Source organism: Cereibacter sediminicola (genome assembly GCF_007668225.1).
Classification (GTDB): Bacteria; Pseudomonadota; Alphaproteobacteria; order Rhodobacterales; family Rhodobacteraceae; genus Cereibacter_A; species Cereibacter_A azotoformans.
Genome location: NZ_VDEK01000002.1, coordinates 101,614 through 125,941 on the forward strand (window position 1 = coordinate 101,614; position 24,328 = coordinate 125,941).

The window sequence follows — 24,328 nt, forward strand, 5'->3', positions numbered from 1 at the left end:
CCATGCTTTACCGTGAAGCGGGCGAGTTCAAGACAAGCTACGCCCAGGACAGCCAGACCTTCCCGATCTGGTGGGACCGGCTCTGGTATCAGGTGGCACTTGTGGTGGGCTTCCTCGTCCTGCCGTTCTTCATGACCGACTACTGGGCCAACGCGGTCTTCGTGCCCTTCCTGATCTATGCGATCGCCGCGATCGGGCTGAACATCCTGACCGGCTACTGCGGGCAGGTCAGCCTCGGCACCGGCGGCTTCATGGCGGTGGGGGCCTATGCGGTCTACAAGCTGATGACCGCCTTCCCCGAGATCTCGATCGTGATCCACGTCATCCTCGCCGGCGGGATCACCGCGGCCGTAGGCGTGCTCTTCGGCCTGCCCTCGCTCAGGATCAAGGGCTTCTATCTGGCCGTGGCGACGCTGGCCGCGCAGTTCTTCCTTGTCTGGCTCTTCAACAAGGTGCCGTGGTTCTACAACTACTCGGCCTCGGGGCAGATCACCGCGCCCGAACGCACGCTCTTCGGCATCGCCGTCACCGGCGCCAACACGCCGGCGTGGGCCAAGTATCTCTTCTGCGCGGCCTTCCTGTTCGTGCTGGCCTGGATCGCGCGGAACCTGACCCGCGGCACCATCGGGCGCAAGTGGATGGCGATCCGCGACATGGACATCGCGGCCGAGATCATCGGGGTGAACCCGCTGACCACGAAACTGTCGGCCTTCGCCGTCTCGTCCTTCTTCATCGGCATCGCGGGGGCGCTGTTCTTTGCGGTCTATCTGGGCGCGGCCGAGGTGGGCGAGGCCTTCGGCATCCAGAAATCGTTCCTGATCCTCTTCATGATCATCATCGGGGGCCTAGGCAGCATCTTCGGCAGCTTTGCCGGCGCGGCCTTCCTCGTCCTGCTGCCGGTATTCTTGAAGAACGTGCTGGTGGGTGGCCTCGGCTGGCCCTCGGACCTCGCGGCCCATATCGAGCTGATGATCGTGGGCGGCCTCATCATCGGCTTTCTCATTGTCGAACCGCACGGGCTGGCCCAGCTCTGGCGCGTGCTGAAGGAGAAACTGCGACTGTGGCCCTTCCCGCACTGAGGCGGGGCGCGGCTGGATGAACGCCGGGTCAACCGGCACAGGACCAACGGGAGGAGTGTCCATGAAAAAGAGTTTCACCCTGCTCGCGGCGGCGGCCATCGCGGCCGGAGCGGCGGGTGCGGCGCAGGCGGATCTCGTCGTGCCGAACCTCAGCTACCGCACCGGCCCCTTCGCCGCGGGCGGCATTCCCTACGCCGACGGGTTCCAGGACTACTTCACCCTGCTGAACGAACGCGACGGCGGCATCGGCGGCGAGAGGGTGCTGACCCCGGAATGCGAGACGGCCTACAACACCGAGAAGGGCGTCGAGTGCTACGAGGCCACCAAGGGCCAGGGCGCACTGGTCTACAACCCGCTATCCACCGGCATCACCTACCAGCTGATCCCGAAGATGCAGGCCGACGGGATCACGCTCTACACGCCGGGCTACGGCCGCACCTCGGCCGCCAACGGCAAGGTTTTCGAGTGGGTGTTCAACTATCCCGCGAACTACTGGGACGCCGCCTCGGTTGCGGTGAAATACCTGCTCGACCAGAACGGCGGCAGCCTCGAGGGCAAGAAGATCGCGCTGCTCTACCACAACTCGGCCTACGGCAAGGAGCCGATCCGCACGCTGGAGGAACTGTCGCGCAAGCACGGCTTCGGCCTGTCGCTGCTGCCCATCGACAGCCCCGGACAGGAGCAGAAGAGCCAGTGGCTGCAGGTGCGCCGCGAAAAGCCCGACTTCGTGGTGTTCTACGGCTGGGGCGTGATGAACTCGGTCGCGGTGCAGGAGGCCGCCAACATCCGCTTCCCGATGGAGAACTTCATCGGCATCTGGTGGTCGGGCTCCGAGAATGACGTGATCCCGGCGGGCGCGGGCGCGAACGGCTACAAGTCGCTGACCATGCACGGCGTGGGCTCGGACTATCCCGTCTATGCCGACCTGAAGCAGTATGTGCATGACGCGGGCAAGGCGGCGGGCGACGGCTCGAACGTGGGCACGGTGCTCTACTCGCGCGGCATGTATGCGGCGATGGTCATCTCCGAGGCGATCCGCAAGGCGCAGGAACTGGCCGGCACGTCGGCGGTGAATGCGGCGCAGGTGCGCGACGGCTTCGAGGCGCTGGAGATCACCGAGGCGCGGATGGAGGAACTCGGCCTGCCCGACTTCGGCCAACCCTTCGCCGCCTCCTGCGAGGATCACGGCGGCCCCGGCATGGCGCGCATCCAGCAGTGGGACGCCACCGAGCGCAAATGGACGCTGATCTCGGACTGGATCGCCCCGGATGAAGAGGTTCTGACCCCGCTCGTGATGGAGGACTCCGCCGCCTACGCCAAGGAAGCGGGCCTTTCCGAACGCTGCAACTGACGACACGGGAGGCCCCGCCCGGGGCCTCCCCCCTCCCCCGCCGAGGCCAGACCCATGTTTGACGAACGCCCCCAAGCCGAGACCGAGACCCTGCTCGAGGTCAACAATATCGAGGTCATCTACAACCACGTCATCCTCGTGCTGAAGGGGGTGAGCCTGCATGTGCCGAAGGGCGGGATCACGGCGCTTCTGGGCGGCAACGGCGCGGGCAAGACCACCACGCTGAAGGCGATCTCGAACCTGCTGCAGTCCGAGCGCGGCGAGGTCACCAAGGGCTCGATCCTCTACCGCGGCGAGCGGGTGCAGGATCTGGACCCGGCGGCGCTGGTGCGGCGCGGCGTGATCCAGGTGATGGAAGGCCGCCACTGCTTCGAGCATCTGACCGTCGAAGAGAACCTGCTGACCGGCGCCTACACCCGCACGGACGGGCGCGCCGCGATCATGGACGATCTCGAGATGGTCTACACGTATTTCCCGCGCCTGCGCGAGCGGCGCCGCAGCCAGGCGGGCTACACCTCCGGCGGCGAGCAGCAGATGGTGGCGATGGGCCGCGCGCTGATGAGCCGGCCCGAGATGATCCTGCTCGACGAGCCCTCGATGGGCCTCGCCCCGCAGCTTGTCGAACAGATATTCGAGATCGTCCGGGCGGTGAACGAGGGCGAGGGCGTGACCTTCCTCCTGGCCGAGCAGAACACCAACGTGGCGCTGCGCTATGCCCACACCGGCTACATCCTCGAAAGCGGCCGGGTTGTGATGGAGGGCACCGCGCAAGAGCTGCGCGAGAACCCGGACGTAAAGGAATTCTACCTCGGCATGTCCGACAAGGGCCGCAAGTCCTTCCGCGACGTGCGCTCCTACCGTCGCCGCAAGCGGTGGCTGGCATGAGGGGAGAACGGACCATGACCCACTTCGACGAACTCGAAACCCGTTCCGCCGACGAGCGCGCGGCCGCCATTGCCCGCGACCTGCCCGGCCTGATCGCCCACGCCCGGGCCACGCCCGCCCTGCGCGATCCGCTGGCCGACGTCGATCCCGCCGGCATCACCAGCCTCGAGGCGCTGGCCCGCCTGCCCGTGATCCGCAAGTCGGACCTCACGGCGGCCCAGAAGGCGCACCCGCCGCTCGGCGGGTTCACCCCCGAGGGCGGCGCCTATGAACATGTTTTTCAGTCACCGGGGCCGATCTACGAGATCGGCCGCACCACGCCCGACTGGTGGCGGATGGGCCGCTTCCTGCACGCCTGCGGCGTGGGGCCCGCGGACATTGTCCAGAACTGCTTCGGCTACCATCTGACGCCTGCGGGCATGATCTTCGAATCCGGGGCCCGCGCGGTCGGCGCCCGTGTCCTGCCCGCCGGCACCGGCCAGACCGACCTTCAGGTCCGCGCCGCGGCCGATATCGGCACCACCGCCTATGCCGGCACGCCGGATTACCTGAAGGTCATCCTCGACCGCGCCGAGGAGATGGGCGAGCGGCTGAAGATCACCCGCGCGGCCGTCGGCGGCGGCGCACTCTTTCCCAGCCTGCGCAAGGACTACGCCGATCGCGGCATCCTGACCCTGCAATGCTACGCCACGGCCGATCTTGGCAACATCGCCTACGAAAGCGAGGCGATGGAGGGGATGATCCTCGACGAGGGCGTGCTGGTCGAGATCGTCCGCCCCGGCACCGGCGATCCGGTGCCCGAGGGCGAGGTGGGCGAGGTCGTCGTCACCACCCTGAACCGCGACTACCCGCTGGTGCGCTTCGCCACCGGAGACCTCTCCGCGCTCATGCCCGGCACCAGCCCCTGCGGACGCACCAACCGCCGCATCCGTGGCTGGATGGGCCGCGCCGACCAGACCACCAAGATCAAGGGCATGTTCGTCCGCCCCGAACAGGTGGCCGATCTCGTGGCACGGCACTCCGAGGTCAGCCGCGCCCGCGTCATCGCCACCCGCGAGGGCGAGATGGACGCGATGACGGTCCAGATCGAGAGTCGCGCCACCAACCCGGCGGTGTACGAGGCCTCGGTTCTCGCCGCGCTGAAGCTCCGCGGCCGGATCGAGATCGTGACGCCCGGCACCCTGCCCAACGACGGCAAGGTGATCGAAGACCGCCGAACCTACGGCTGAGGTCCCCCGCCGCACCAGTACGTCACGGACCGGCCCCGTCTTTCACTCTGCCCAAATATCCCGCGGGGGTCCGGGGGCGCGAAGCCCCCGGCGGCGGGCCGGGCTTGGATGTGCGGGCAGCCTGTAAGCCGGATTCTGTTCCGGGGTTGCCCCCTTCGATGACCATTCCTCTGGCCCCGCCGTTGCCGACGGGATCGAGCTGCCAACCCGGGTCTCTCGGGCTGAGACTTCCCTGCGGCGATATCCTGACGGATCAGCCCCGCGCGAGACCCCTATTCGGCATTGCTCCGGGTGGGGCTTGCCGTGCCGGTCCTGTTGCCAGTCCCGCGGTGGGCTCTTGCCCCACCGTTTCACCCTTGCCCCGGGCCTTGCGGCCGGTGGGGCGGTCTCTTCTCTGTGGCGCTTTCCCTCGGGTTGCCCCGGCCGGGCGTTACCCGGCACCCTTGTCTCATGGAGTCCGGACTTTCCTCGCGCCCGAAGGCACGCGGTCATCCGGCCACCCGCACGACGGGGGCTTACGCCGCCGCCCCGCGTCCGTCAACCGGGAAGCGCGCCGCGAGGTCGGCGGCGAGCGCCGCATCCTCGGTCTCCAGCGGTCCGCGCGCCCAGGGGCGGAACCGCAGCCGGAACGAGGCAAGGATCACCTCCTCCGCCAGATCGGGATAGCCAAAGGCGCGGGCGGCGGCGCGGAAGTCGCCGGGGGTGCGCGGTTCGGGCCAGACCGACAGCCCCGCGCGCGCCAGCCTGCGCCAGTCGAAGCGCGGACCCGGATCGATCTTGCGCCCCGGCGCCATGTCGGAATGGGCGATCACCCGCTCGGGCGGGATCGACCAGCGGTCACGGATGCCCGCCAGAAGCCGCTCGAGCGCCGCCATCTGCGGCTCGGGGAACGGCCTGTCGCCCGGATTGGCCAGTTCGATCCCGATCGAGCGCGAGTTGACATCCGTCACCGCGCCCCAGGCGCCCGCCCCTGCGTGCCAGGCGCGCCGCTCTTCCGGCACAAGGGCCCGGCACTTTCCCGTTTCGGAAATCAGCCAGTGGGCCGACACCTCGGCCGCCGGATCACAGAGCCGCGCGCAGGCCGCCTCGGCGCTCGCCATGGCCGTATAGTGGATCACCACGAGATCGGGCCGGGCGCCCTCGCGCCGCGGCCCGTGGTTGGGCGAGAGACTCACGCCTCAGCGGGCGGCGCGGAACGGTCGGGGATCCCAGCCGCAGGCAAAGCCGTCCCCGTCGGGATCGAGCCCCTTGCGGTCGCGATCGGGCCCACCGGACGCGAGGAAGTCCTGCTGCGCCAGATCGGGCGAGGCGTATTTCGCGCAGGCCGACCCTGGATTGGACAGGCGCAGCGACGACCGCTTGTAGACCGGCGTGCCCGGATTGTGGCTCGTCGAAAGGGCGAACTGCACGATGTTCGGCCCGTTCGCATTCACCCGCTCGGGCACGGGCTGGGGCGGGATCACCGTGTAGCTGGCCCGGTTCTGCGCCATGAATTCGGCATCGTCCTCGCGGCTCCGGCGTTCCGAGACGGCGTTGAAGTCATTCTCGTCCGAGATCCCGGTATGGCTGCCCGCGCGGGCCATCTCGCCCGACTCGGTGCGGATCCCGGCCGGGGCATCTCCCCGCGGGCGATTGGCCGGCAGCCCCGCCTCGCCGGTCGTGTAGCTTGTCGTGCCGCCGATCAGCGCCCCGGGCGCGGGCGCGGCCGGATAGGTCGATCCCGGCGCGCCATAGGCCGGCGCAGGCGCGCGGCCGCCCTGTTCGGCCGCGTCGATCGCCGAGCCGATGATCTCGGGCGAGAACTGCGGCTGCGCGGCGGGTGCGCCCGCCTGCGGCATCGCGGACGCGCCGCGCTGGCCCATCAGCTCGGCCTCGCGGCGTTGAAGATACGAGGAGTAATCCTCGAACCCGGCGCCCGAGTCGGGCACCGTCGGCTGGCAGGCGGCAGTGGCAACGACGAGAAGAAGGGCCGCGGAAGCGCGCATGGCTTTGGTCCTGTGACGCATGGATCCGGGCGCCCTTACCACCATTTGCGGGGCTTTTCCACAAATCCCGCCGCCTGTTCAAGCACATGGGCGTGATTGAGCAGCCCGGCCTCGTCCCACGGACGCCCGATCAGCTGCAGTCCCATCGGCAGCCCCTTGGCGTCGAGCCCCACCGGAACCGAGATCCCCGGCAGCCCGGCAAGGTTCACCGTCACGGTGAAGACGTCGTTCAGATACATCTCGACCGGGTCGGCATTGGCCATCTCGCCCAGACCGAAGGCCGAGGACGGCGTGGCCGGCGTCAGGATCGCGTCGATCCCTTCGGCAAAGACCTGATCGAAGTCGCGCTTGATCAGCGCCCGCACCTTCCGCGCGCGGTTGTAATAGGCGTCGTAGAAGCCGGCCGAGAGCACATAGGTGCCGATCATCACCCGGCGCTGGACTTCCTTGCCGAAGCCTTCGGCGCGGGTCTTCTCATACATGTCCACGATGCCGTCGCCCTGACCGAGCTTGGCGCGGTGGCCGTAGCGCACCCCGTCATAGCGCGCGAGGTTCGAGGACGCCTCGGCCGGCGCGATGACATAATAGGCCGGCAGCGCGTATTTCGTGTGCGGCAGGCTGATGTCCACGATCTCGGCGCCGGCATCGGCCAGCATCTCGCGGCCCTTCGCCCACAGCGCCTCGATCTCGGCGGGCATGCCGTCCATGCGGTATTCGCGCGGAATGCCGATCTTACGCCCGCGGATGTCCCCGGTCAGCGCCGCCTCGAAATCCGGCACCGGAATGTCGGCCGAAGTCGAATCCTTCGGGTCGTGCCCCGCCATCGCGCCCAGCAGGATCGCCGAATCGCGCACCGTCTTGGTCATCGGCCCGGCCTGATCGAGCGACGAGGCGAAGGCCACGATCCCCCAGCGCGAGACGCGGCCATAGGTCGGCTTGATCCCCACGATGCCGGTGAATGCCGCGGGCTGGCGGATGGAGCCGCCGGTATCGGTGCCCGTGGCACCAAGGCAGAGATCCGCCGCCACCGCCGCGGCCGAGCCGCCCGACGAGCCGCCGGGCGTCAGCTTGCGGTCATCGACCTTCCACGGGTTCACCGCATCGCCATAGCACGAGGTCTCGTTCGACGAGCCCATGGCGAACTCGTCCATGTTCAGCTTGCCGAGCATGACCGCCCCCGCCTCGAACAGCTTCGAGGTGACGGTCGACTCATACTCCGGCCTGAAGCCCTTGAGGATGTTCGAGGCCGCCTGCGAGGCGACGCCCCGGGTGCAGAACAGGTCCTTGATCCCCAGCGGGATACCGTTCAGCGCACCCTCGCCTCGGCGGGCATCGGCCGCGCGCGCCTGATCCAGCGCGATCTCGGGCGTCAGATGCACGAAGGCATTGAGCGGCGTGCCCGCGTCGATGGCCGTGAGGCAGGCCATGGTCAGGTCCACCGCCGAAAGCTCGCCCTTCGCCAGCGCGTCGCGGGCGTCGGCGATCGTCAGTTCGTTCGCGTTCATTCCACCACCTTCGGCACGGCGAAAAAGCCCTCGCGGGCGTCGGGCGCGTTCGACAGCACCTTGTCCTGCATGTTGCCATCCGTCACCACATCGGCGCGGCGCTTCAGCCGCATGGGCGTGACCGAGGTCATGGGCTCGACGCCCTCGACATCGACCTCGTTCAGCTGTTCCATGAAGGTGAGGATGCCCGAAAGCTCGCCGGCCAGCGCCGGCAGGTCCGCTTCGTCCACGCGGATCCGCGCGAGATGCGCCACCCGCCGCGCGGTCTCGATGTCGATCGACATGTCCTTCGCTCCGCTTGCCGTTTGGGTCCGTTTAGCGAGGCCGCCCTGCCGCTGCAAGCCGGTGCCGGCGCCAGACCTCGATCATCCAGCCGAGCATGAGCGCGTTGAGCAGATGCCACAGGAAATGCGTGCCAAAGGGCAGCGCCGCGCACAGAGGCCCGTCCAGCGAGCGGAAGGTGAGCGACAGCACCAGAAGCCCCGCCCCCGCCGCCAGCCCCCGCGCCGTGGCGGGCGCGCTCCGCCACAGCAGGCCCGCGAACCCAAGGATCAGCACCGGCACCGGCGCATAGGCGGCCGAAGAGCCAAGCCCCGGCACACGCGACCAGAGCGGGACGGTCAGAGCCGCGTAGGGCAGGAAACCCAGCGTCACCGCCACCGCCTGCCAGCGCCCCAGCCCCAGCATGTCGCGCGAGGCGGCCTGCAGATAGAGCAGGATGAAGGCAAGGATCGGCAGCACATCGAGCAGCCCCGTCAGCCGGTTCGCATGGGTGTGAAAGAGCCACGAGCCCACGCCGATCACCGCCAGCAGCGCGCAGAGCCTCCGCCCCGCAGCCTGCGCCCGCACCCGCGGCCACATCACGGCCGCGGCCAGCAGGAACGCGAGATTGGTCAGCGCGTTCACCGGCTCGGCCCAGTAGCCCGGCCCCGGTCGCTCGCAATAGGCATCGACAGCGGCAAACCAGTCCATTCTCTCTCGCCCTTCCTGCGCTACACTTGCCCCGTTCACCGACCGAAGGCCCGTTCATTCAACCTGAGGCTCTGATATGAAGATCACATGGCTCGGCCATTCCGGCTTCCGCATCGAGATCGAGGAGGCCGTGCTGCTCGTCGATCCCTGGCTCAACGGCAATCCGATGTTCCCCATCGAGCGGCGCGACGAGGCGATCGCGGGCGCCACCCACATCCTGCTCACCCACGGCCACGGCGACCATTCCGGCGATGCTGTCGCCATCGCCTCCGACCTTGGCCTGCCGATCGTGGGCATCTACGACCTCGTCACCTGGCTCCAGTCGCGGGACGGGGTGGACGGCATCGGCTTCAACAAGGGCGGCACGGTCACGCTGGACGGCGCCCGCGTCACGATGGTCAATGCCACCCACTCCTCCTCCATCACGGGCGAGGCGGGCCCGGTCTATACCGGCACCGAATCGGGCTACATGATCGCGGGCGAGGGGCACACGATCTACCTCTCGGGCGACACCGACATCACGGCCGACATGGGCTGGATGGGCGAGTATCACCGCCCCGACATCGGCATCCTCGCAGCCGGCGGCCATTTCACCATGGACATGAAACGCGCGGCCTTCGCCGCCCGCAAGTATTTCGACTTCCGAACCGTGATCCCCTGCCATTACCGCACCTTCCCGCTCCTCGAGCAATCCGCCGAGGCCCTGCGCCAGGGCCTGCCGGGGGTCGAGGTCATCGAGCCCGAGGTGCTCGAGCCGATCACGATCTGACCCGCCGGGGGCCCTCGCGGCCCCCCGCTCCTCCTCCCGACGGCCTGCAAACCGCCCCGGTCAGACCACCCGCCGCGCGGCAAAGAAGTCCCGAAGCAGCGCCGCGGCCTCCTCCTCGCGGATCCCGTCATAGACGTCGGGCACATGATGGCACTGCGGATGCGCGAAGACGCGCGCCCCCTGCGCCACACCGCCCGACTTGGGGTCGGCCGCCCCGTAATAGAGACGCGCGATCCGCGCCGCCGAGATCGCCGCCGCGCACATCGGGCAGGGCTCCAGCGTCACATAGAGATCGCAGCCGGTCAGCCGCTCGCCCAGCTCCGCACAGGCCGCCCGGATCGCCAGCATCTCGGCATGGGCCGTGGGATCGGACCGCTCGCGGCATCGGTTGCCGGCCCGCGCCACCACCCGACCCGAGGGCGACACGACCACGGCGCCCACCGGCACCTCGCCCCGCGCCCCCGCGGCCAGCGCCTCGGCCAGCGCCTCCCCCATGAAACTCCTGAACCGGCTCATGCCCCCTCTTGCCGCGCCCCCCGCCCCCGCGCAAGCCCGACCGCCGCCCCGGCACCCGCCTTGCCCTTTCACTCCGGTCCAAATATCCTCCGGGGGTCCGGGGGTGGAAAACCCCCGGGGGTTCCGCCAGCGGAACATCCTCAACCCGGGACCCTCCATGACCGACAGCACAGACGGCGAGCGCATCGCCAAGGTTCTCTCCCGCGCGGGCGTCGCCTCGCGACGCGACGCCGAGCGGATGATCGAACTCGGCCGCGTCGCCGTGAACGGCCGCACCATCGACAGTCCCGCGCTGAACGTGGGTCCGAAGGACCGGATCACCGTCGATGGCCAGCCGCTCGCCCCGCCCGAACCCGCGCGGCTCTGGCTCTATTACAAGCCCGAGGGTCTCGTCACCTCGGCCTCCGACGAGAAGGGCCGCGACACGGTCTTCGACCATCTGCCCGAGGACCTGCCCCGCGTCATGTCGGTCGGCCGGCTGGACCTCAACTCCGAGGGGCTGCTGCTCCTGACCAACGACGGCGAACTCAAGCGCCGGCTCGAGCTTCCCTCGACCGGCTGGCTGCGCAAGTATCGCGTCCGGGTGAAGGGCAACCCCACGGATCCCGATCTCGAGCCGCTGCGCAAGGGCATCACCGTCGAGGGCGAGCGTTTCCAGCCGATGACCGTCACGCTCGACCGGGTGCAGGGCGCCAACGCCTGGCTCACCGTCGGCCTGCGCGAGGGCAAGAACCGCGAGATCCGGCGCGCCATGTCCGCGATCGGCCTGACGGTCAACCGGCTGATCCGCATCAGCTACGGCCCCTTCCGGCTGAACGAGCTTCAGCCCGGCATGGTCGAGGAGGTCCGCCCCAAGGTCCTGCGCGACCAGCTCGGCCTCGATCCGCGCGAAGAGGAAGGGCGCCCGCCCAAAGCTGCACGGCCTCCGCGCGCGGCCGGCGCGGCCTCCGGCCGCCCGCACCCCGGCGCCCGGCCCGCGGCATCGAAATCCCTTCCGCCCGATGAGGCGCCCGGCGGGTTGAAAGGCGCCTCGCGCGGCCGCAATGCCGGGACAGCGCCGAAATCGGCCGGACCGGCCCGTCGCCGCGACCCGCTCGCCAACACGTTCGACGCACGCCCCGCCGCCGGCGCCGCAAAGGCACCGTCCGGGCGCGCCTTCGGCGGGACGCGGCCAGCGTCCGCCCGCGCGGCCGGCACCCCGGCGGGCACAGGACCGGCGGAGGCGCGCGGCCGCAAGCTCTCGGGCGCGGCGCCCCGCGGAACGAGCCCCGGCACGGGCCCCGCATCGGGAGGGCCTCGGCCGGGCCCGAAGGGGGCTCCGGCAAAGGCGCCGCGCCGGACCGTGGCGGACGAAGGGCGCGGCGGACCGGCGGGCGCAGGCAGCGCCCGCACCGGCAAGCCTGCAACCTCCGCCCCCCGCAAGCCGCCGTCCGAGGGGCGCCCGCGCGCCCCGTCGCGCGGACCGGGCGGCAGCGGCGGCCCTCCGCCCCGCGGACCGAAGGGGCGGCCGGGCAAGGGCTGACCCTCCTTGCATTGGCAGGCTGCGCCCGGGCTTCCTATATTGCTCTGGATGATGACCGGAAAGGGCCGCCCATGACCTCCAAGAGCCTGCGCACGCTTGCCTTCCTGCTGCTGGTGGGGCTGACCCTCTACGTCGCGGCACAGGGGGGCGCCTGAGATGGCCCAACGCTACGGCGGCCGCTTCAGCCCGCCCAACGCCCGCCGCGACACGCCCCCCGCGGCGGACCGCAACGGCTGGGACCGCAAGCGCCGCAGCCGGGCGGGCGGGCGGTCGAACATCCTGTTCATCCTGCCGTTCCTCTTTCTCGCCAACGGCTTCCTCGGCCCGGCCGAGGGGCTGATCCCCGCCTTCGCCGCCTTCGGCTCGCTCTTCCTCGCGGCTTGGCTGACGCGGCAGGGGATCCTCGCCGAAGAAGCCTATGACGCGCGCCCGGTGGCCCGGCGTCCGGCGATCCCGCGCAAGATCTTCGCCTCGGTGCTGACCGGCGCCGGCCTTCTCGCCGGCGGGCTTCTGGGGGACGCGGGCCTCGTCACGGCGGCGGCCTGGGGCGGGCTCGGCGCCCTCCTCCATCTGGCCGCCTTCGGCCCCGACCCGCTCAGGGACAAGATCCCCGAGGGCGTGGACGGCTTCCAGAGCGATCGCGTGAGCCGGGCCGTGGCCGAGGCCGAGAGCTACCTGACCGCCATGCGCGCGGCGGTGGCCCGCCTGCGCGAGCCCGCGCTCGAGCGCCGGGTCGAGGGGTTCGCCGGCACGGCGCGCGAGCTGTTCCGCAGCGTCGAGGCCGACCCGCGCGACCTGACCGCGGCCCGCCGCTATCTCGGCGTCTATCTGATGGGCGCCCGCGACGCGACGCTCAAGTTCGCCGACCTCTACGAACGCGGCCGCGACCCGCAGGTGAGGGCGGATTACGAGCGGCTGCTCGATGATCTCGGCTCCAGTTTCGCCGACCGCACGAAGCTGCTCCTGTCGAACGACCGGGCGGGCCTCGACCTCGAGATCGAGGTGCTGCGCGAGCGTCTGGGGCGCGAATCCTAGGCGATGCGCCGCCGCCTGCGGCAGGCTTGCATCGCCCGCGCGCAGCTTCGCCCACCCGCCTCCGCGCCGATTGAGTAGGTCCGGGGGCCTGCTATACAGGAGATCGACGCCAAACCCGGCGCGGCCTGTAGCGATCATCCCAGAGAGCGAGGTTCTACCCATGACCGACAGCATCCGCCGTGAGGCCGCCAAGGATCTCTTGCAGATCGAAGAGGTCACCGCGCCCGCCCTGCCCGAGCCTGCTCCGGCCGTGACCCCGCTGGCCTCGGCGCCGCCCGAGAAGGCGCAGGAGATCCGCCGCCGCATGGCCGAGCTCGACATCGGCGATTCGCAGTCGATCATCGGCTTCGGCTCCAGGTCCCAGTCCGAGCTGCAGACGATCAGCCAGCAGATGCTGGCCGACGTGAAGAACAAGGATGTGGGGCCGGCGGGCGATTCCCTGCGCGAGGTGGTATCGACCATCCGCGGCTTCTCGATCTCGGAGCTGGACGTGCGGCGCAACGCCAGCTGGTGGGAGCGGCTGCTCGGCCGCACCGCGCCCTTCGCCAGGTTCGTCGCCCGCTACGAGGAAGTCCAGTCGCAGATCGACCGCATCACCCAGTCGCTGCTCATGCACGAACACCGGCTGCTCAAGGACATCAAGGGGCTCGACATCCTCTATGCCCGCACGCTCGACTTCTACGACGAGCTGGCGCTCTACATCGCGGCGGGCGATGAGGTGCTGACCGATCTCGACGCCCGCGTGATCCCCGCCAAGGAGGCCGAGGTCGCCGCCACGCCCGAAGACGACCGGATGATCAAGGCGCAGGAGCTGCGCGACCTGCGCGCCGCCCGCGACGATCTCGAGCGGCGGGTGCACGACCTCAAGCTCACCCGGCAGGTCACGATGCAGTCGCTGCCCTCGATCCGGCTGGTGCAGGAGAACGACAAGGCGCTGGTCACGCGCATCAACTCGACCCTCGTCAACACGGTGCCGCTGTGGGAGACGCAGCTGGCGCAGGCGGTGACGATCCAGCGCTCGCGCGAGGCGGCCGAGGCGGTGCGCGGGGCCTCGGACCTGACCAACGACCTGCTGACGGCCAATGCCGAGAACCTCCAGCAGGCCAACAGGATCGTCCGCAAGGAGATGGAACGCGGGGTCTTCGACATCGAGGCGGTGAAGAAGGCCAACGCCACCCTGATCGCCACGATCAACGAAAGCCTCGCCATCGCCGACGAGGGCCGCGCCCGTCGTGCCGCGGCCGAGGCCGATCTCCAGCGGATGGAGGCCGAGCTGCGCGAGACGCTCGCCTCGGCCCGCGCGCGCCGCACCGGGCCCGGCGATACGGCCGGGACCGCCGTCCGACCCTGAGGATAGACCATCATGCACCGGGGCGCCCGCCTCTCGACCCTTCTGCGCGGCGGTCTGCCGCTGGCCGCCTGCGCCCTTCTGACGGCCTGCACGCCGCCGCCGCCGCCCGAACAGCCGCAGGGGATCGCGCCGCGCGCCCGTCCGGCGAACCTGCAGGGCCCGGTGAAGGAGAGCCCCGAGTCGCAGGCGATGCGGGCCTATTTCGCCAAGGTCCAGACCGACCTTCTGGCGCAGGGCCTGCTGCGCACCGATGGCGGCGGGCGCGACACGCCCTACAACGACCGGATGCTGGCCGAGAATTTCCTCCGCATCGCGCTCTATGACGAATACGAGCGTCAGGGCGGCGGCTTCGCCCAGCGCGAGGTCGAGAGCCGCCTGCGCCGCTGGGAGGTGCCGGTGCGCGTGGGGCTGCGGTTCGGACCCTCGGTGCCCGAAGAACGACGGGCCACGGATCGCGCCCGCATCTCCTCGTATCTCGCGCGGCTGTCGAAGATCACCGGCCATCCGATCGGCCTGTCGGACAGCGGCGTGAACTTCTGGCTCCATGTCGTCGCCGAGGACGAGCGGCGGGCGCTGGGCCCGCAGGTGGCCGAGGCGCTGCCCACGCTTTCGGCGTCCGAGATCGCGGGCATCACGCAGATGAACGCCACGACCTACTGTCTGGTCTATGCCCTCTCGGACGATGCGACCAGCATCTACAACCGCGCCTTCGCGGTGATCCGGGCCGAGCATCCCGACCTTCTCCGCCTCGCCTGCCTGCACGAGGAGATCGCGCAGGGTCTGGGGCTGGCCAACGACAGCCCGAACGCCCGGCCCTCGATCTTCAACGACGACGAGGAGTTCGCCCTGCTGACCACGCAGGACGAGCTGATGCTGAAGATCCTCTACGACCCGCGCCTGCGCCCCGGCAAGACCCTGGCCGAGGCACGCCCGATCGTCCAGACCATCGCCTACGAGCTGCTCGGCGGCGAAAGCTGACGCACGCAAAAGGAGGAGCCATGCCGATCTTCGATTTCCTCGGCGGAGAGTTCATCGACGTCATCCACTGGGTCGATGACACGCGCGACACGATGGTCTGGCGCTTCGAGCGGCAGGGCCATGCGATCAAGTATGGCGCCAAGCTGACCGTGCGCGAGGGGCAGGCCGCCGTCTTCATCCACGAGGGGCAGCTGGCCGACGTGTTCGGCCCCGGTCTCTACATGCTCGAGACCAACAACCTGCCGATCCTGACCACGCTGCAGCACTGGGACCACGGCTTCCGCTCGCCCTTCAAGTCCGAGGTCTATTTCGTCAACACCACCCGCTTCAACAACCAGAAGTGGGGCACGAAGAACCCGATCATCTGCCGCGACCCCGAGTTCGGCCCGGTGCGCCTGCGCGCCTTCGGCACCTATTCGATGCGTGTGACCGATCCCGGCCGCTTCATGACCGAGATCGTGGGAACCGACGGCGAGTTCACCGCCGACGAGATCAGCTTCCAGATCCGCAACGTGATCGTGCAGGAGATGGGCCGCGCGCTGGCCGCCTCGACCATCCCCGTCCTCGACATGGCGGCCAACACGGCCGATCTGGGCAAGCTGGTGGCGCAGGCAATCGCGCCCACCGTCGCGGCCTACGGCCTCTCGATCCCCGAACTCTACATCGAGAACATCTCGCTGCCGCAGGAGGTCGAGAAGGCGCTCGACAAGCGCACCTCCATGGGCATCGTGGGCGATCTCGGCCGGTTCACGCAATACAGCGCGGCCGAGGCCCTGTCGGCGCCGAACTCGGCCGCGGGCGCCGCGGTGGCGAGCGGGATGGGCGCCGCGATGGGCCTCGGGATGGCGCAGCGCATGGGCCCCTGGGGCGCCGCCCCCGAGGCGGCCCCGCAGGCCGCGCCACCCCCGCCCCCACCGCCGGCCGAGCCGGTCTGGCATGTGGCGGCCAACGGCCAGTCCGAAGGCCCCCTCGGCCGCGCCGATCTGGCGGCCCGCGTCTCGGCGGGCACCCTGACGCGTGCGACGCTCGTCTGGACGCCGGGACAGGAAGGCTGGCAACCCGCGGGCGAGGTTCCCGCACTCGCCGGGCTGTTCGCCCACATGCCGCCGCCCCTGCCGCCGGGGGCCTGAGGTGCAGGACGTGCGGCACTGGCCCTGCGAAAGCTGCGGGGCCGATCTCCGCTTTGCGCCGGGGCAGACGCGGCTGGTCTGCGACCATTGCGGCCATGTGCAGGAGATCCCCGAGACCGGCCCCGCCGACCGTCGCGGCATGGGCGAGCTTGACCTGCGGACCGCGCTGGCCGACCGGCTGCCCGCCTCGGCCTGCGAGCGGGTGCGCACCACGCCCTGCCCTTCCTGCGGTGCGCTGGTCGAGTTTCAGGGCGCGACCCATGCCACCGAATGCCCCTTCTGCGCCACGCCGGTCGTGGTGGGCACCGGCGAGACGCGGCTGATCAAGCCGCAGGCGGTGATCCCCTTCCGCCTGACCGAACGCGAGGCGCGGCAGGCGATGGTGGACTGGCTGGGCCGGCTCTGGTTCGCGCCGAACGGCCTTGTGCAATACGCCCGCAAGGGGCGCGCGCTGTCGGGCCTCTACGTCCCCTACTGGACCTTCGACGCCGCCACCCGCAGCCGCTACACCGGCCAGCGGGGCGACGCCTACTACACCACCCGCACCGTGACCGTCCAGGTCAACGGCCGCCCGCAACGCCGGACCGAGCAGGTGCGCCAGATCCGCTGGACGCCCGTCTCGGGCCGCGTGGCGCGCGACTTCGACGATGTGCTGGTGCTGGCCTCGCAAAGCCTGCCGCACCGCTACACCGAGGCGCTCGAGCCGTGGGATCTGTCGGCGCTCACCCCCTACCGGCCCGACTGGCTCGCGGGCTTCACCGCCGAGGGCTATACGGTGGACCTGCCCGAAGGCTGGCAGCGCGCGCAGGAGATCATGGCGCGCACCATCCACGGAGACGTGGCCCGCGCCATCGGCGGCGACGAGCAGCGCATCAGCCGGGTCGAGACAAGCTACGACCACGAGACCTTCAAGCATGTGCTTCTGCCGGTCTGGATGGCCGCCTACCGCTACAACGGCAAGAGCTACCGCTTCGTGGTCAATGGCCAGACCGGCCGTGTGCAGGGCGAGCGGCCCTGGTCGGCGTGGAAGATCGCCTTTGCCGTGCTTCTCGCGCTGATCGCGGCCGGGATCGCCGCCCTCATCTCGCAGATGCGCTGACCCTTGGACGCTCTCTCCGCCGCAGCCCTCCTCGCGCTCAGCGCCTTTGCCTCGGCGACGCTGCTGCCCGGTTCGTCCGAGGCGCTGCTGCTCACCCTCCTGGCCGCTGGTCATGCCGCCGGGCCCCTCGTGGCCGTTGCGACCGCGGGCAACCTCGCCGGCTCGCTGGTGAACTGGGGGCTTGGCCGTTTCCTGATCCGGTTCCGCGACCGCCGCTGGTTTCCCGTGTCCGAGGCGACGCTCGAACGGGCGCAGCGGTGCTATCGGCGCTGGGGGCTCTGGTCGCTCCTGTTCGCCTGGGTGCCGGTGGTGGGCGATCCGCTGACCGTGGCGGCCGGCGCGCTCAGGGTGGGCTTCTGGCCCTTCCTGATCCTCGTGGGGATCGGCAAGGCCGCCCGCTACGCCCTGCTGGCCGCGGGCTTCGCCGCGGTGGCGGGTTGACCGCCGGAAGGGCCACGCCTGAGGGCGGGGATCGCCCCTCCAAGGTTGACAGCCGCAACCGCCGGGCCGATAGAGCCGGAACCAGTCACGGAGGCCCCATGCCCGACCTCTCCCGCGTCCTCCCCGAGGCGCATATCCCCGAGCTTCCGAACCCCTATTACGGCAAGGTCCGCGACTGCTACGACCTGCCCGACGGGCGCCGGCTTCTGATCTCGTCCGACCGGATCTCGGCCTTCGACCGCATCCTCGCCGCGATCCCCTTCAAGGGCCAGGTCCTGACCCAGACCGCGCGCTTCTGGTTCGACGCGACCGCCGACATCTGCCCCAACCATGTGATCTCCTATCCCGATCCGAACGTGGTGCTGGCCCGGCGGGTGACGATCCTGCCGGTCGAGATCGTGGTGCGCGGCTATCTCGCGGGCACCACCGGCACCTCGGTCCTGACGCTCTACAAAAAGGGCGCGCGCGAGATGTATGGCCACCGCCTGCCCGACGGCCTGCGCGACAACGAGGCCCTGCCTCAGCCCATCATCACCCCCACCTCGAAGGCCTTCGACGGCGGCCATGACGAGCCGCTGACCGCCTCCGAGATCGTCGCGCAAGGGCTGCTGAGCGCCGCGCAATGGGACGAGGTCTCGGCCCACGCGCTCGCCCTCTTTGCGCGCGGCCAGACCATGGCGGCCGAGCGCGGGCTGATCCTCGTGGACACCAAATACGAGTTCGGCGTCGATGAGGAAGGCCGCATCCTGATCGCCGACGAGATCCACACGCCGGACTCCAGCCGCTACTGGATCGCCTCGGGCTATGACGAGGCCTTCCGCAGCGGCAGCCGCCCGCCCTCGTTCGACAAGGACGTGATCCGCGCCTGGGTCGCGGCGCGCTGCGATCCCTACCGCGATGCGATCCCCGAGATCCCCGACGAGATGATCCGGCGCACCTCCGAGGTCTATGTCGAGGCGTTCGAGACCATCACCGGCCGGCCGTTCGAGCCGGACCTGTCGGGCGCCACGCCGCTCGACCGCATCCGCGCCAATCTGGCCCCCTTCTTCACCCGCTGACGGGAGACGCCCATGATCCTCTGCTGCGGCGAGGCCCTGATCGACATGCTGCCGCGCGAGACGGCGGCGGGGGAACATGCCTTCGCGCCCTACGCCGGCGGGGCGGTCTTCAACACGGCGATCGCGCTGGGGCGGCTCGGGGCCCCTGCGGGCTTCTTCTCGGGCCTCTCGACCGATCTCTTCGGGACGCAGCTGGCCGACACGCTGGCCGCAAGCCAGGTGGACAGCGCGCTCTGCGCCCGTTCGGACAGGCCCACCACGCTGGCCTTCGTGCGGCTGGTGAACGGGCAGGCGAGCTACGCCTTCTACGACGAGAACACCGCTGGGCGACTGCTGGCCTCGGCCGACCTGCCCGCCCTGCCCGACCGCGTGAGCACCCTCTTCTTCGGAGGCATCTCGCTCGTGAACGAGCCCGCGGCCGCCACCTACGAGGCGCTGATGGCGCGCGAGGCGGGGGCGCGGGTGACGATGCTCGATCCGAACATCCGTCCGGGCTTCATCACCGATCCTTCGGCCTACCGTGCGCGGATCGGGCGGATGATCGCGCTGGCCGACATCGTGAAGCTGTCCGACGAGGATCTGCACTGGCTCGAGGGGGCGGGCGAGATCCCGGCCCTTGCACGGGGGCTGCTGGCGCGCGGGCCGAGGCTCGTCCTGATCACCGAGGGCGCCCGCGGGGCGCGTGCGGTCACGGCCACGCAGGAACGGTTCTGTCCGGCGACGCCGGTGGCCGTGGCCGATACGGTTGGGGCGGGCGACACGTTCAACGCCGGCATCCTTGCCGCCCTGCACGAGGCGGGCGCGCTGTCGAAGGCGGCGGTCGCGTCCCTGCCCGACGAGGCTCTCGACGCGGCCCTGTCGCTCGGCACGCAGGCGGCCGCCGTCACCGTGTCGCGTCCGGGCGCCAACCCGCCCTGGGCGGACGAACTCTGATGCGGGCGCTGATCCAGCGCGTGCGCGACGCCTCGGTCGTGGTCGAGGGCGAGACGGTCGGCGCGATCGGCCCCGGCCTCCTGATCCTCGTCTGCGCCATGCAGGGCGACGGCGAGGCGCAGGCCGACGCGCTGGCGGCCCGAATCGCGAAGCTGCGGATCTTCAAGGACGAGGCGGGCAAGATGAACCGCTCGGTCCGCGACATCGGGGGCTCGGCGCTTGTGGTCAGCCAGTTCACGCTGGCGGCCGACACCAGCCGCGGGAACCGCCCCGGCTTCTCGACCGCCGCCCCGCCCGCCGAGGGCGAGCGGCTTTACGATCATTTCGCGGCGCGGATGCAGGCCGAGGGCGTGCCCACCGCCAAGGGGCTCTTCGGCGCCGACATGAAGGTAAGCCTGCTGAACGACGGCCCGGTCACGATCTGGATGGACACGGCCCAGCGCGAGACTTGATCCGCGGCACGGGCCGCGGACGGACGTGCCGGCGGGCCGTCCGCATCCGCTTCCGGCCCGCCACGCGTTCGGGATGAGGCGCCGCGCGCTCAGGCGCGATCCGCGCTCGGACCCGATCCGCGCTCGGGCCCGATGCGCACTCAGGCCCAGTCCCAGGGGCGGGTGAACTCCCCCAGCACCCGCGACAGACGCTCTTCATCGACCTCGCCCGTCCGTTCGAGCCGGGCCACGAGCCCGCGCTTGCGATCCTCGACCACATCGGCCACCCGCGCGGGCAGGTCCGCAGCCTCGAGCGCCGCGTTGTAGACCCGCGCGATGGCGAGCCTGCGGAGGTCGGGCTTGAAGACCTTGCCCACCGCGGTCTTCGGCAGCTCGGACAGGATCTCGATATGCTTGGGCACCGCAGCCCGCTCATGGATGTGGGCACGGGCATGTTCCAGAAGCTCGGACGCCTCCACATCGGCGTCCTTGACCAGTTCGACATAGGCGCAGGGCAACTCGCCCGCGAAGGCGTCGGGCTGGCCGATCGCGCCCACGAAACTGACGGCCGGATGCGACATCAGCGCGGCCTCGATCCCTGCCGGGTCGATGTTGTGGCCGCCGCGGATGATCAGATCCTTCGCCCGCCCCGTGATGTAGAGATACCCCTCCGAGTCGATGCGCCCCAGATCGCCCGTGCGCAGGAAGCGGTCCTCGGCGAAGAGGCCGTGGTTCTTGTCTTCTTCGGTGTAGGTCGAGCCTTCGAAGACGCCGGGGTTGGCGACGCAGATCTCGCCCACTTCATCCACGCCGCATTCCCTGAGCACATGGCCGTTGCCGTTGGAATGGAGGATGCGGACATGGGTGTGCGGGAAGGGCAGCCCGACCGAGCCGATCTTCTTGGCCCCCTCGGGCGGGTTCACCGAGACAAGGCAGGTGCATTCGGTCAGCCCGTAGCCCTCGACGATCTGCACGCCGGTGGCCTTCTCGAACCGGTTGAACAGCTCGACCGGCAGCGGCGCCGAGCCCGAGAAGGCGCCGCGCAGCGTGCTCACATCGGCGTCGATGGGGCGCTGCATCAGGGCGGCAAGCGCGGTGGGCACGGTCACGAGATAGGTGCAGCGCCACCGCTCGATCAACTTCCACAGGTTGTCGAAGACCCCTTCGCCGCGGTAGCCCGCGGGCGTGGGAAAGACCACCTGCGCGCCGCTTGCGATCATCGACATGAGGATCGGGTAGGCCGCAAAGACGTGGAACAGCGGCAGCGGGCACATCACCGTGTCGGATGGCCGGAACAGCAGCCGCTTGCCGCACCAGCCGTTGTAGATCATGCCCGACACCTTGTGCTGGGCGACCTTCGGCATCCCCGTGGTGCCGCCGGTGTGGAAATAGGCCGCCACGCGGTCGTCCTCGGGGTCGGGAAAGCCGAGCGTCGCGGGCTGCCGGGCCAGCTCGGCGGCGAAGGACAGGACGCGGGCATGGTGGCCGGGCTTCAGCTTCGGCCGGATCAGCGGCACGATGAGGCTCTTGGGCGGGCCGAGGTAGCGCAGCAGATCCACCTCGAGGACGGTCCGCACCTCGGGCGCGTGGCGCACCGCCTCGGCCACCTTCTGCGCCACATCCGTCTTGGGAAAGGCCCGGAGCGTCACGACCACCCGCGCCTTCGTCTCGCGCAGGATCGAGGCGATCTGGTCGGGCTCGAGCAGCGGGTTGATCGGGTTCACGATCCCCGCCACGGCCCCCCCGAGCAGCGTCACCACCGTCTCGGTGCAGTTGGGCAGCACGAAGGCCACCACGTCGCCCGGCCCCACGCCGAGGCTGCGGAACAGGTTGGCGGCCTGCGTGACCTGCCGGTGAAGCTGGCTCCATGTCAGCGTCTCGGCCCGGCTCCTGGGGGCCGAGAGAAGCTGGAAGCTGACCGCCGGGCGGTCGCCATGCTCGGCCGCCGCGCGGCCCAGAAAGCGGTGCATCGTGCGCGGATTGTCGAGATCCGCCCATGCCCCTTCAGCCTCGATCGCCTTCAGATCGGCGGCGCAGGCGAAACTCCCCATCTTTTCCTCCTCCCGGTTCCCGTTCTTCGGAAACCCCGTCTTTGAGAGAAACGATGGGGTGTTTTGCCGCGGACGGCAAGGCAACTGTCCGCGACAAACGCAACGTCAGACGGCGCCGTCCGTGAACTGGAGGCGCGCGAGCCGGGCATAGAGCCCGCCTTCGGCCACCAGCGCATCGTGCGTTCCGGTGGCCACGATCCGGCCGTGATCGAAGACCACGATCCGGTCCGCGCGCTTCACCGTGGCGAGCCGGTGGGCCACGACCAGCGTCGTGCGGTTGTGGGCCATCGCCTCCACGGCCGTCTGCACGGCCCGCTCGCTCTCGGCATCGAGGGCCGAGGTCGCCTCGTCCAGCAGCAGGATCCTCGCGTCGCGCAGGATCGCGCGGGCCAGCGCCACGCGCTGCTTCTGCCCGCCCGAGAGCATCACGCCGCGCTCGCCCACATAGGTGTCGTAGCCCTGCGGCAGGAGGCTCAGGAAATCGTGCGCGGCCGCGGCGCGGGCGGCCGCCTCGACCTCGGCGTCCGTGGCGTCGGGCCGGCCGAAGCGGATGTTCTCGCGCGCCGAGGTGGCGAAGATCACCGGGTCCTGCGGCACGAGGGCGATGGCGCGGCGAAAATCGTCGCGGGCCATGTCGCGCAAGTCGATCCCGTCGATCCGCACCGAGCCCTGCTGCGGATCGTAGAAGCGCAGCAGAAGCTGGAGGATCGTGGTCTTGCCCGCACCCGACGGGCCCACCAGCGCCACCGTCTCGCCCGGCCGCACCTCGAGATCGACCCCGTCGAGGGCAGAGACCTCTGGGCGCGCCGGATAGCGGAACCGCACCGCCTCGAAGCGGATCTCGCCGCGCACGGGCCGCGGCAGCGTCACCGGCTCGGCCGGGTCCTGCACCGGATCCTCGGCGGTCAGCAGCTCGTTCAGCCGCTCGGTCGCGCCCGCCGCGCGCTGCAGCTCGCTCCAGATCTCGGACAGGGCGCCGACCGAGCCTGCGACCATCACCGCGTAGATCAGGAACTGCACCATCTCGCCCGGCGTCATCTCGCCCGCGCGCACGTCGCGCGCACCCACCCAGAGCACGCCCACGATGCCCGTGAAGACGAGGAAGATCACGATCACCGTCATGATCGCCCGCGTTCCGATCCGCTCCTTGGCCGAGAGGAAGGATTTCTCGGTCACGTCGCCGAAGAAGGCGCGCGACTGGCGCTCGTGCGTGAAGGCCTGCACGGTCTGGACCGACAGCAGCGCCTCGGAGGCGTTGCCCGAGCTTTGCGCGATCCAGTCCTGGTTCTCGCGCGAGAGGCGGCGGAGCTTGCGGCCGAGGATCACGATCGGCACCACCACGAGCGGCACCAGCAGCAGCACCAGCCCGCTCAGTTTCGTCGAGGTGAAGAGCAGCAGGATCATGCCGCCGATCAGGATGAGCAGGTTGCGCAGCGCGACCGAGATCGACGAGCCGATCACCGACAGGATCAGCGTCGTGTCCGTCGTCAGCCGCGAGAGCACCTCGCCCGTCATGATCCGCTCGAAGAAGGCCGGGCTCATGCCCATCATCCGGTCGAAGAGCGCGCGGCGCATGTCGGCCACGACCCGCTCGCCAAGCCGCGTCACGAGGTAGTAGCGCAGCCCCGTGCCCGCCGCGAGCGCGGCCGCGATCAGCAGCGCCGCGCCGAAATACTGATCCAGCAGCGCCGCGTTGTTCTCCATGAAGCCATCGACCACGCGCCGGACCGTGACCGGAAGGATCAGGCTGATGATCGCCGTCAGGATCAGCGCCCCGATGGCCCCGAAGGTCAGCTTGCGATAGGGCGCGAGGAACGGAACGAGGCCCCGCAGCGCGCCCATACTCCGTGACGTCGGACGGTCCTCGAGCTGGGTGGTGGGTCTTCGTGCCATGCGTCCCGTCCTCCTCTTGTCGGGCCGTGGTTTAGGGCGCAATGGCCCTCGCGGCAAGCTCACCCTTCGGCAGGGCCACCGGCTGACCCCACGGCACGGGGCCTCGCCCGCGCGA

At 70.1% G+C, this 24,328-nt stretch carries 23 protein-coding genes and 1 other RNA gene; 15 read left to right on the top strand and 9 right to left on the bottom strand.

The features are described from left to right. The first annotated feature begins 2 nt into the window (after positions 1–2). From FG154_RS01805 to FG154_RS01820, 4 genes are all read left to right on the top strand, one after another. Positions 3–1,079 (top strand): branched-chain amino acid ABC transporter permease, encoded by a 1,077-nt coding sequence (locus FG154_RS01805; protein WP_145103801.1) that lies wholly within the window; start codon positions 3–5, stop codon positions 1,077–1,079. A gap of 61 nt (positions 1,080–1,140) precedes the next feature. After that, positions 1,141–2,430 (top strand): ABC transporter substrate-binding protein, encoded by a 1,290-nt coding sequence (locus FG154_RS01810; RefSeq protein WP_145103803.1) that lies wholly within the window; start codon positions 1,141–1,143, stop codon positions 2,428–2,430. A 54-nt stretch (positions 2,431–2,484) separates the two neighbouring features. After that, positions 2,485–3,315, top strand: coding sequence for an ABC transporter ATP-binding protein (locus FG154_RS01815; RefSeq protein ID WP_145103805.1), 831 nt, complete (start codon positions 2,485–2,487; stop codon positions 3,313–3,315). 14 nt (positions 3,316–3,329) lie between these two features. After that, positions 3,330–4,544 (top strand): phenylacetate--CoA ligase family protein, encoded by a 1,215-nt coding sequence (locus FG154_RS01820; protein ID WP_145103807.1) that lies wholly within the window; start codon positions 3,330–3,332, stop codon positions 4,542–4,544. A 108-nt stretch (positions 4,545–4,652) separates the two neighbouring features. Here FG154_RS01820 and rnpB read toward each other — a convergent pair. From rnpB to FG154_RS01850, 6 genes are all read right to left on the bottom strand, one after another. Further along, positions 4,653–5,048: RNase P RNA component class A (rnpB, locus tag FG154_RS01825), an RNA gene on the bottom strand. A gap of 11 nt (positions 5,049–5,059) precedes the next feature. Next, positions 5,060–5,719: an N-acetylmuramoyl-L-alanine amidase gene (locus FG154_RS01830; protein ID WP_145103809.1), complete on the bottom strand. Its 660-nt coding sequence runs from the start codon at positions 5,717–5,719 to the stop codon at positions 5,060–5,062. Positions 5,720–5,722: 3 nt separating this feature from the next. Next, positions 5,723–6,529, bottom strand: coding sequence for a hypothetical protein (locus FG154_RS01835; protein ID WP_145103811.1), 807 nt, complete (start codon positions 6,527–6,529; stop codon positions 5,723–5,725). A 35-nt stretch (positions 6,530–6,564) separates the two neighbouring features. Continuing rightward, positions 6,565–8,034, bottom strand: a complete 1,470-nt coding sequence (gatA, locus tag FG154_RS01840; protein ID WP_145103813.1) for an Asp-tRNA(Asn)/Glu-tRNA(Gln) amidotransferase subunit GatA — start codon at positions 8,032–8,034, stop codon at positions 6,565–6,567. After that, a complete protein-coding gene (gene gatC, locus FG154_RS01845) occupies positions 8,031–8,318 on the bottom strand; it encodes an Asp-tRNA(Asn)/Glu-tRNA(Gln) amidotransferase subunit GatC (RefSeq protein WP_145103815.1) in 288 nt (95 codons plus the stop codon). Before gatC ends, gatA begins: the two co-directional genes overlap by 4 nt. A 31-nt stretch (positions 8,319–8,349) precedes the next feature. Next, positions 8,350–9,006: a ceramidase domain-containing protein gene (locus tag FG154_RS01850; RefSeq protein WP_145103817.1), complete on the bottom strand. Its 657-nt coding sequence runs from the start codon at positions 9,004–9,006 to the stop codon at positions 8,350–8,352. 76 nt (positions 9,007–9,082) lie between these two features. On the opposite strand from FG154_RS01850, the gene FG154_RS01855 reads away from it, so the two are divergent. Then, on the top strand, positions 9,083–9,775 hold the full coding sequence (locus tag FG154_RS01855) for a metal-dependent hydrolase (RefSeq protein WP_145103819.1): 693 nt from the start codon (positions 9,083–9,085) through the stop codon (positions 9,773–9,775). Between the two features lie 60 nt (positions 9,776–9,835). On the opposite strand, the gene FG154_RS01860 is transcribed toward FG154_RS01855, so the two are convergent. Then, the gene (locus tag FG154_RS01860; protein WP_145103821.1) at positions 9,836–10,291 is read right to left on the bottom strand and encodes a nucleoside deaminase; all 456 of its coding nucleotides are present in this window, start codon (positions 10,289–10,291) and stop codon (positions 9,836–9,838) included. A 157-nt stretch (positions 10,292–10,448) separates the two neighbouring features. On the opposite strand from FG154_RS01860, the gene FG154_RS01865 reads away from it, so the two are divergent. The 10 genes from FG154_RS01865 (at position 10,449) to dtd (ending at position 20,290) form a co-directional block, all read left to right on the top strand. After that, positions 10,449–11,813 carry a pseudouridine synthase gene (locus FG154_RS01865; protein WP_186312265.1) on the top strand — a complete coding sequence of 455 codons (1,365 nt, stop codon included), beginning with the start codon at positions 10,449–10,451 and terminating at the stop codon, positions 11,811–11,813. Between the two features lie 156 nt (positions 11,814–11,969). After that, positions 11,970–12,848 carry a 5-bromo-4-chloroindolyl phosphate hydrolysis family protein gene (locus FG154_RS01875; RefSeq protein WP_145103823.1) on the top strand — a complete coding sequence of 293 codons (879 nt, stop codon included), beginning with the start codon at positions 11,970–11,972 and terminating at the stop codon, positions 12,846–12,848. Positions 12,849–13,008: 160 nt separating this feature from the next. After that, a complete protein-coding gene (locus FG154_RS01880; RefSeq protein WP_145103825.1) occupies positions 13,009–14,199 on the top strand; it encodes a toxic anion resistance protein in 1,191 nt (396 codons plus the stop codon). A 12-nt stretch (positions 14,200–14,211) separates the two neighbouring features. Then, the gene (locus FG154_RS01885) at positions 14,212–15,177 is read left to right on the top strand and encodes a DUF2927 domain-containing protein (protein WP_145103827.1); all 966 of its coding nucleotides are present in this window, start codon (positions 14,212–14,214) and stop codon (positions 15,175–15,177) included. Positions 15,178–15,197: 20 nt separating this feature from the next. Continuing rightward, complete coding sequence (locus tag FG154_RS01890) at positions 15,198–16,307, top strand: SPFH domain-containing protein (protein WP_145103829.1); 1,110 nt, start codon at positions 15,198–15,200, stop codon at positions 16,305–16,307. Position 16,308: 1 nt separating this feature from the next. Continuing rightward, positions 16,309–17,406 (top strand): TFIIB-type zinc ribbon-containing protein, encoded by a 1,098-nt coding sequence (locus tag FG154_RS01895; protein ID WP_145103831.1) that lies wholly within the window; start codon positions 16,309–16,311, stop codon positions 17,404–17,406. Positions 17,407–17,409: 3 nt separating this feature from the next. Then, positions 17,410–17,847, top strand: coding sequence for a YqaA family protein (locus FG154_RS01900; protein WP_145103833.1), 438 nt, complete (start codon positions 17,410–17,412; stop codon positions 17,845–17,847). Between the two features lie 98 nt (positions 17,848–17,945). Beyond that, complete coding sequence (locus FG154_RS01905; protein WP_145103835.1) at positions 17,946–18,905, top strand: phosphoribosylaminoimidazolesuccinocarboxamide synthase; 960 nt, start codon at positions 17,946–17,948, stop codon at positions 18,903–18,905. 12 nt (positions 18,906–18,917) lie between these two features. Then, positions 18,918–19,838, top strand: a complete 921-nt coding sequence (locus tag FG154_RS01910) for a carbohydrate kinase family protein (protein ID WP_145103837.1) — start codon at positions 18,918–18,920, stop codon at positions 19,836–19,838. Then, complete coding sequence (gene dtd / locus FG154_RS01915) at positions 19,838–20,290, top strand: D-aminoacyl-tRNA deacylase (RefSeq protein WP_145103839.1); 453 nt, start codon at positions 19,838–19,840, stop codon at positions 20,288–20,290. The genes FG154_RS01910 and dtd overlap by 1 nt, the downstream gene beginning before the upstream one ends. A 140-nt stretch (positions 20,291–20,430) precedes the next feature. Here dtd and FG154_RS01920 read toward each other — a convergent pair whose 3' ends face one another. Both FG154_RS01920 and FG154_RS01925 read right to left on the bottom strand, forming a co-directional pair. After that, complete coding sequence (locus FG154_RS01920) at positions 20,431–22,320, bottom strand: acyl-CoA synthetase (RefSeq protein ID WP_145103840.1); 1,890 nt, start codon at positions 22,318–22,320, stop codon at positions 20,431–20,433. A gap of 105 nt (positions 22,321–22,425) precedes the next feature. Continuing rightward, complete coding sequence (locus FG154_RS01925) at positions 22,426–24,213, bottom strand: ABC transporter transmembrane domain-containing protein (RefSeq protein WP_186312266.1); 1,788 nt, start codon at positions 24,211–24,213, stop codon at positions 22,426–22,428. Between the last annotated feature and the right edge of the window lie 115 nt (positions 24,214–24,328).

Excerpts from the sequence above, each read along its gene's own strand:
- FG154_RS01805 (WP_145103801.1), top strand. The coding sequence starts at position 3 with ATGCTTTACCGTGAAGCGGGCGAGTTCAAGACAAGCTACGCCCAGGAC.
- FG154_RS01810 (WP_145103803.1), top strand. The coding sequence starts at position 1,141 with ATGAAAAAGAGTTTCACCCTGCTCGCGGCGGCGGCCATCGCGGCCGGA.
- FG154_RS01815 (WP_145103805.1), top strand. The coding sequence starts at position 2,485 with ATGTTTGACGAACGCCCCCAAGCCGAGACCGAGACCCTGCTCGAGGTC.
- FG154_RS01820 (WP_145103807.1), top strand. The coding sequence starts at position 3,330 with ATGACCCACTTCGACGAACTCGAAACCCGTTCCGCCGACGAGCGCGCG.
- FG154_RS01835 (WP_145103811.1), bottom strand. The coding sequence starts at position 6,529 with ATGCGCGCTTCCGCGGCCCTTCTTCTCGTCGTTGCCACTGCCGCCTGC.
- gatA (WP_145103813.1), bottom strand. The coding sequence starts at position 8,034 with ATGAACGCGAACGAACTGACGATCGCCGACGCCCGCGACGCGCTGGCG.
- gatC (WP_145103815.1), bottom strand. The coding sequence starts at position 8,318 with ATGTCGATCGACATCGAGACCGCGCGGCGGGTGGCGCATCTCGCGCGG.
- FG154_RS01850 (WP_145103817.1), bottom strand. The coding sequence starts at position 9,006 with ATGGACTGGTTTGCCGCTGTCGATGCCTATTGCGAGCGACCGGGGCCG.
- FG154_RS01855 (WP_145103819.1), top strand. The coding sequence starts at position 9,083 with ATGAAGATCACATGGCTCGGCCATTCCGGCTTCCGCATCGAGATCGAG.
- FG154_RS01860 (WP_145103821.1), bottom strand. The coding sequence starts at position 10,291 with ATGAGCCGGTTCAGGAGTTTCATGGGGGAGGCGCTGGCCGAGGCGCTG.
- FG154_RS01865 (WP_186312265.1), top strand. The coding sequence starts at position 10,449 with ATGACCGACAGCACAGACGGCGAGCGCATCGCCAAGGTTCTCTCCCGC.
- FG154_RS01875 (WP_145103823.1), top strand. The coding sequence starts at position 11,970 with ATGGCCCAACGCTACGGCGGCCGCTTCAGCCCGCCCAACGCCCGCCGC.
- FG154_RS01880 (WP_145103825.1), top strand. The coding sequence starts at position 13,009 with ATGACCGACAGCATCCGCCGTGAGGCCGCCAAGGATCTCTTGCAGATC.
- FG154_RS01885 (WP_145103827.1), top strand. The coding sequence starts at position 14,212 with ATGCACCGGGGCGCCCGCCTCTCGACCCTTCTGCGCGGCGGTCTGCCG.
- FG154_RS01890 (WP_145103829.1), top strand. The coding sequence starts at position 15,198 with ATGCCGATCTTCGATTTCCTCGGCGGAGAGTTCATCGACGTCATCCAC.
- FG154_RS01905 (WP_145103835.1), top strand. The coding sequence starts at position 17,946 with ATGCCCGACCTCTCCCGCGTCCTCCCCGAGGCGCATATCCCCGAGCTT.
- FG154_RS01910 (WP_145103837.1), top strand. The coding sequence starts at position 18,918 with ATGATCCTCTGCTGCGGCGAGGCCCTGATCGACATGCTGCCGCGCGAG.
- dtd (WP_145103839.1), top strand. The coding sequence starts at position 19,838 with ATGCGGGCGCTGATCCAGCGCGTGCGCGACGCCTCGGTCGTGGTCGAG.
- FG154_RS01920 (WP_145103840.1), bottom strand. The coding sequence starts at position 22,320 with ATGGGGAGTTTCGCCTGCGCCGCCGATCTGAAGGCGATCGAGGCTGAA.
- FG154_RS01925 (WP_186312266.1), bottom strand. The coding sequence starts at position 24,213 with ATGGCACGAAGACCCACCACCCAGCTCGAGGACCGTCCGACGTCACGG.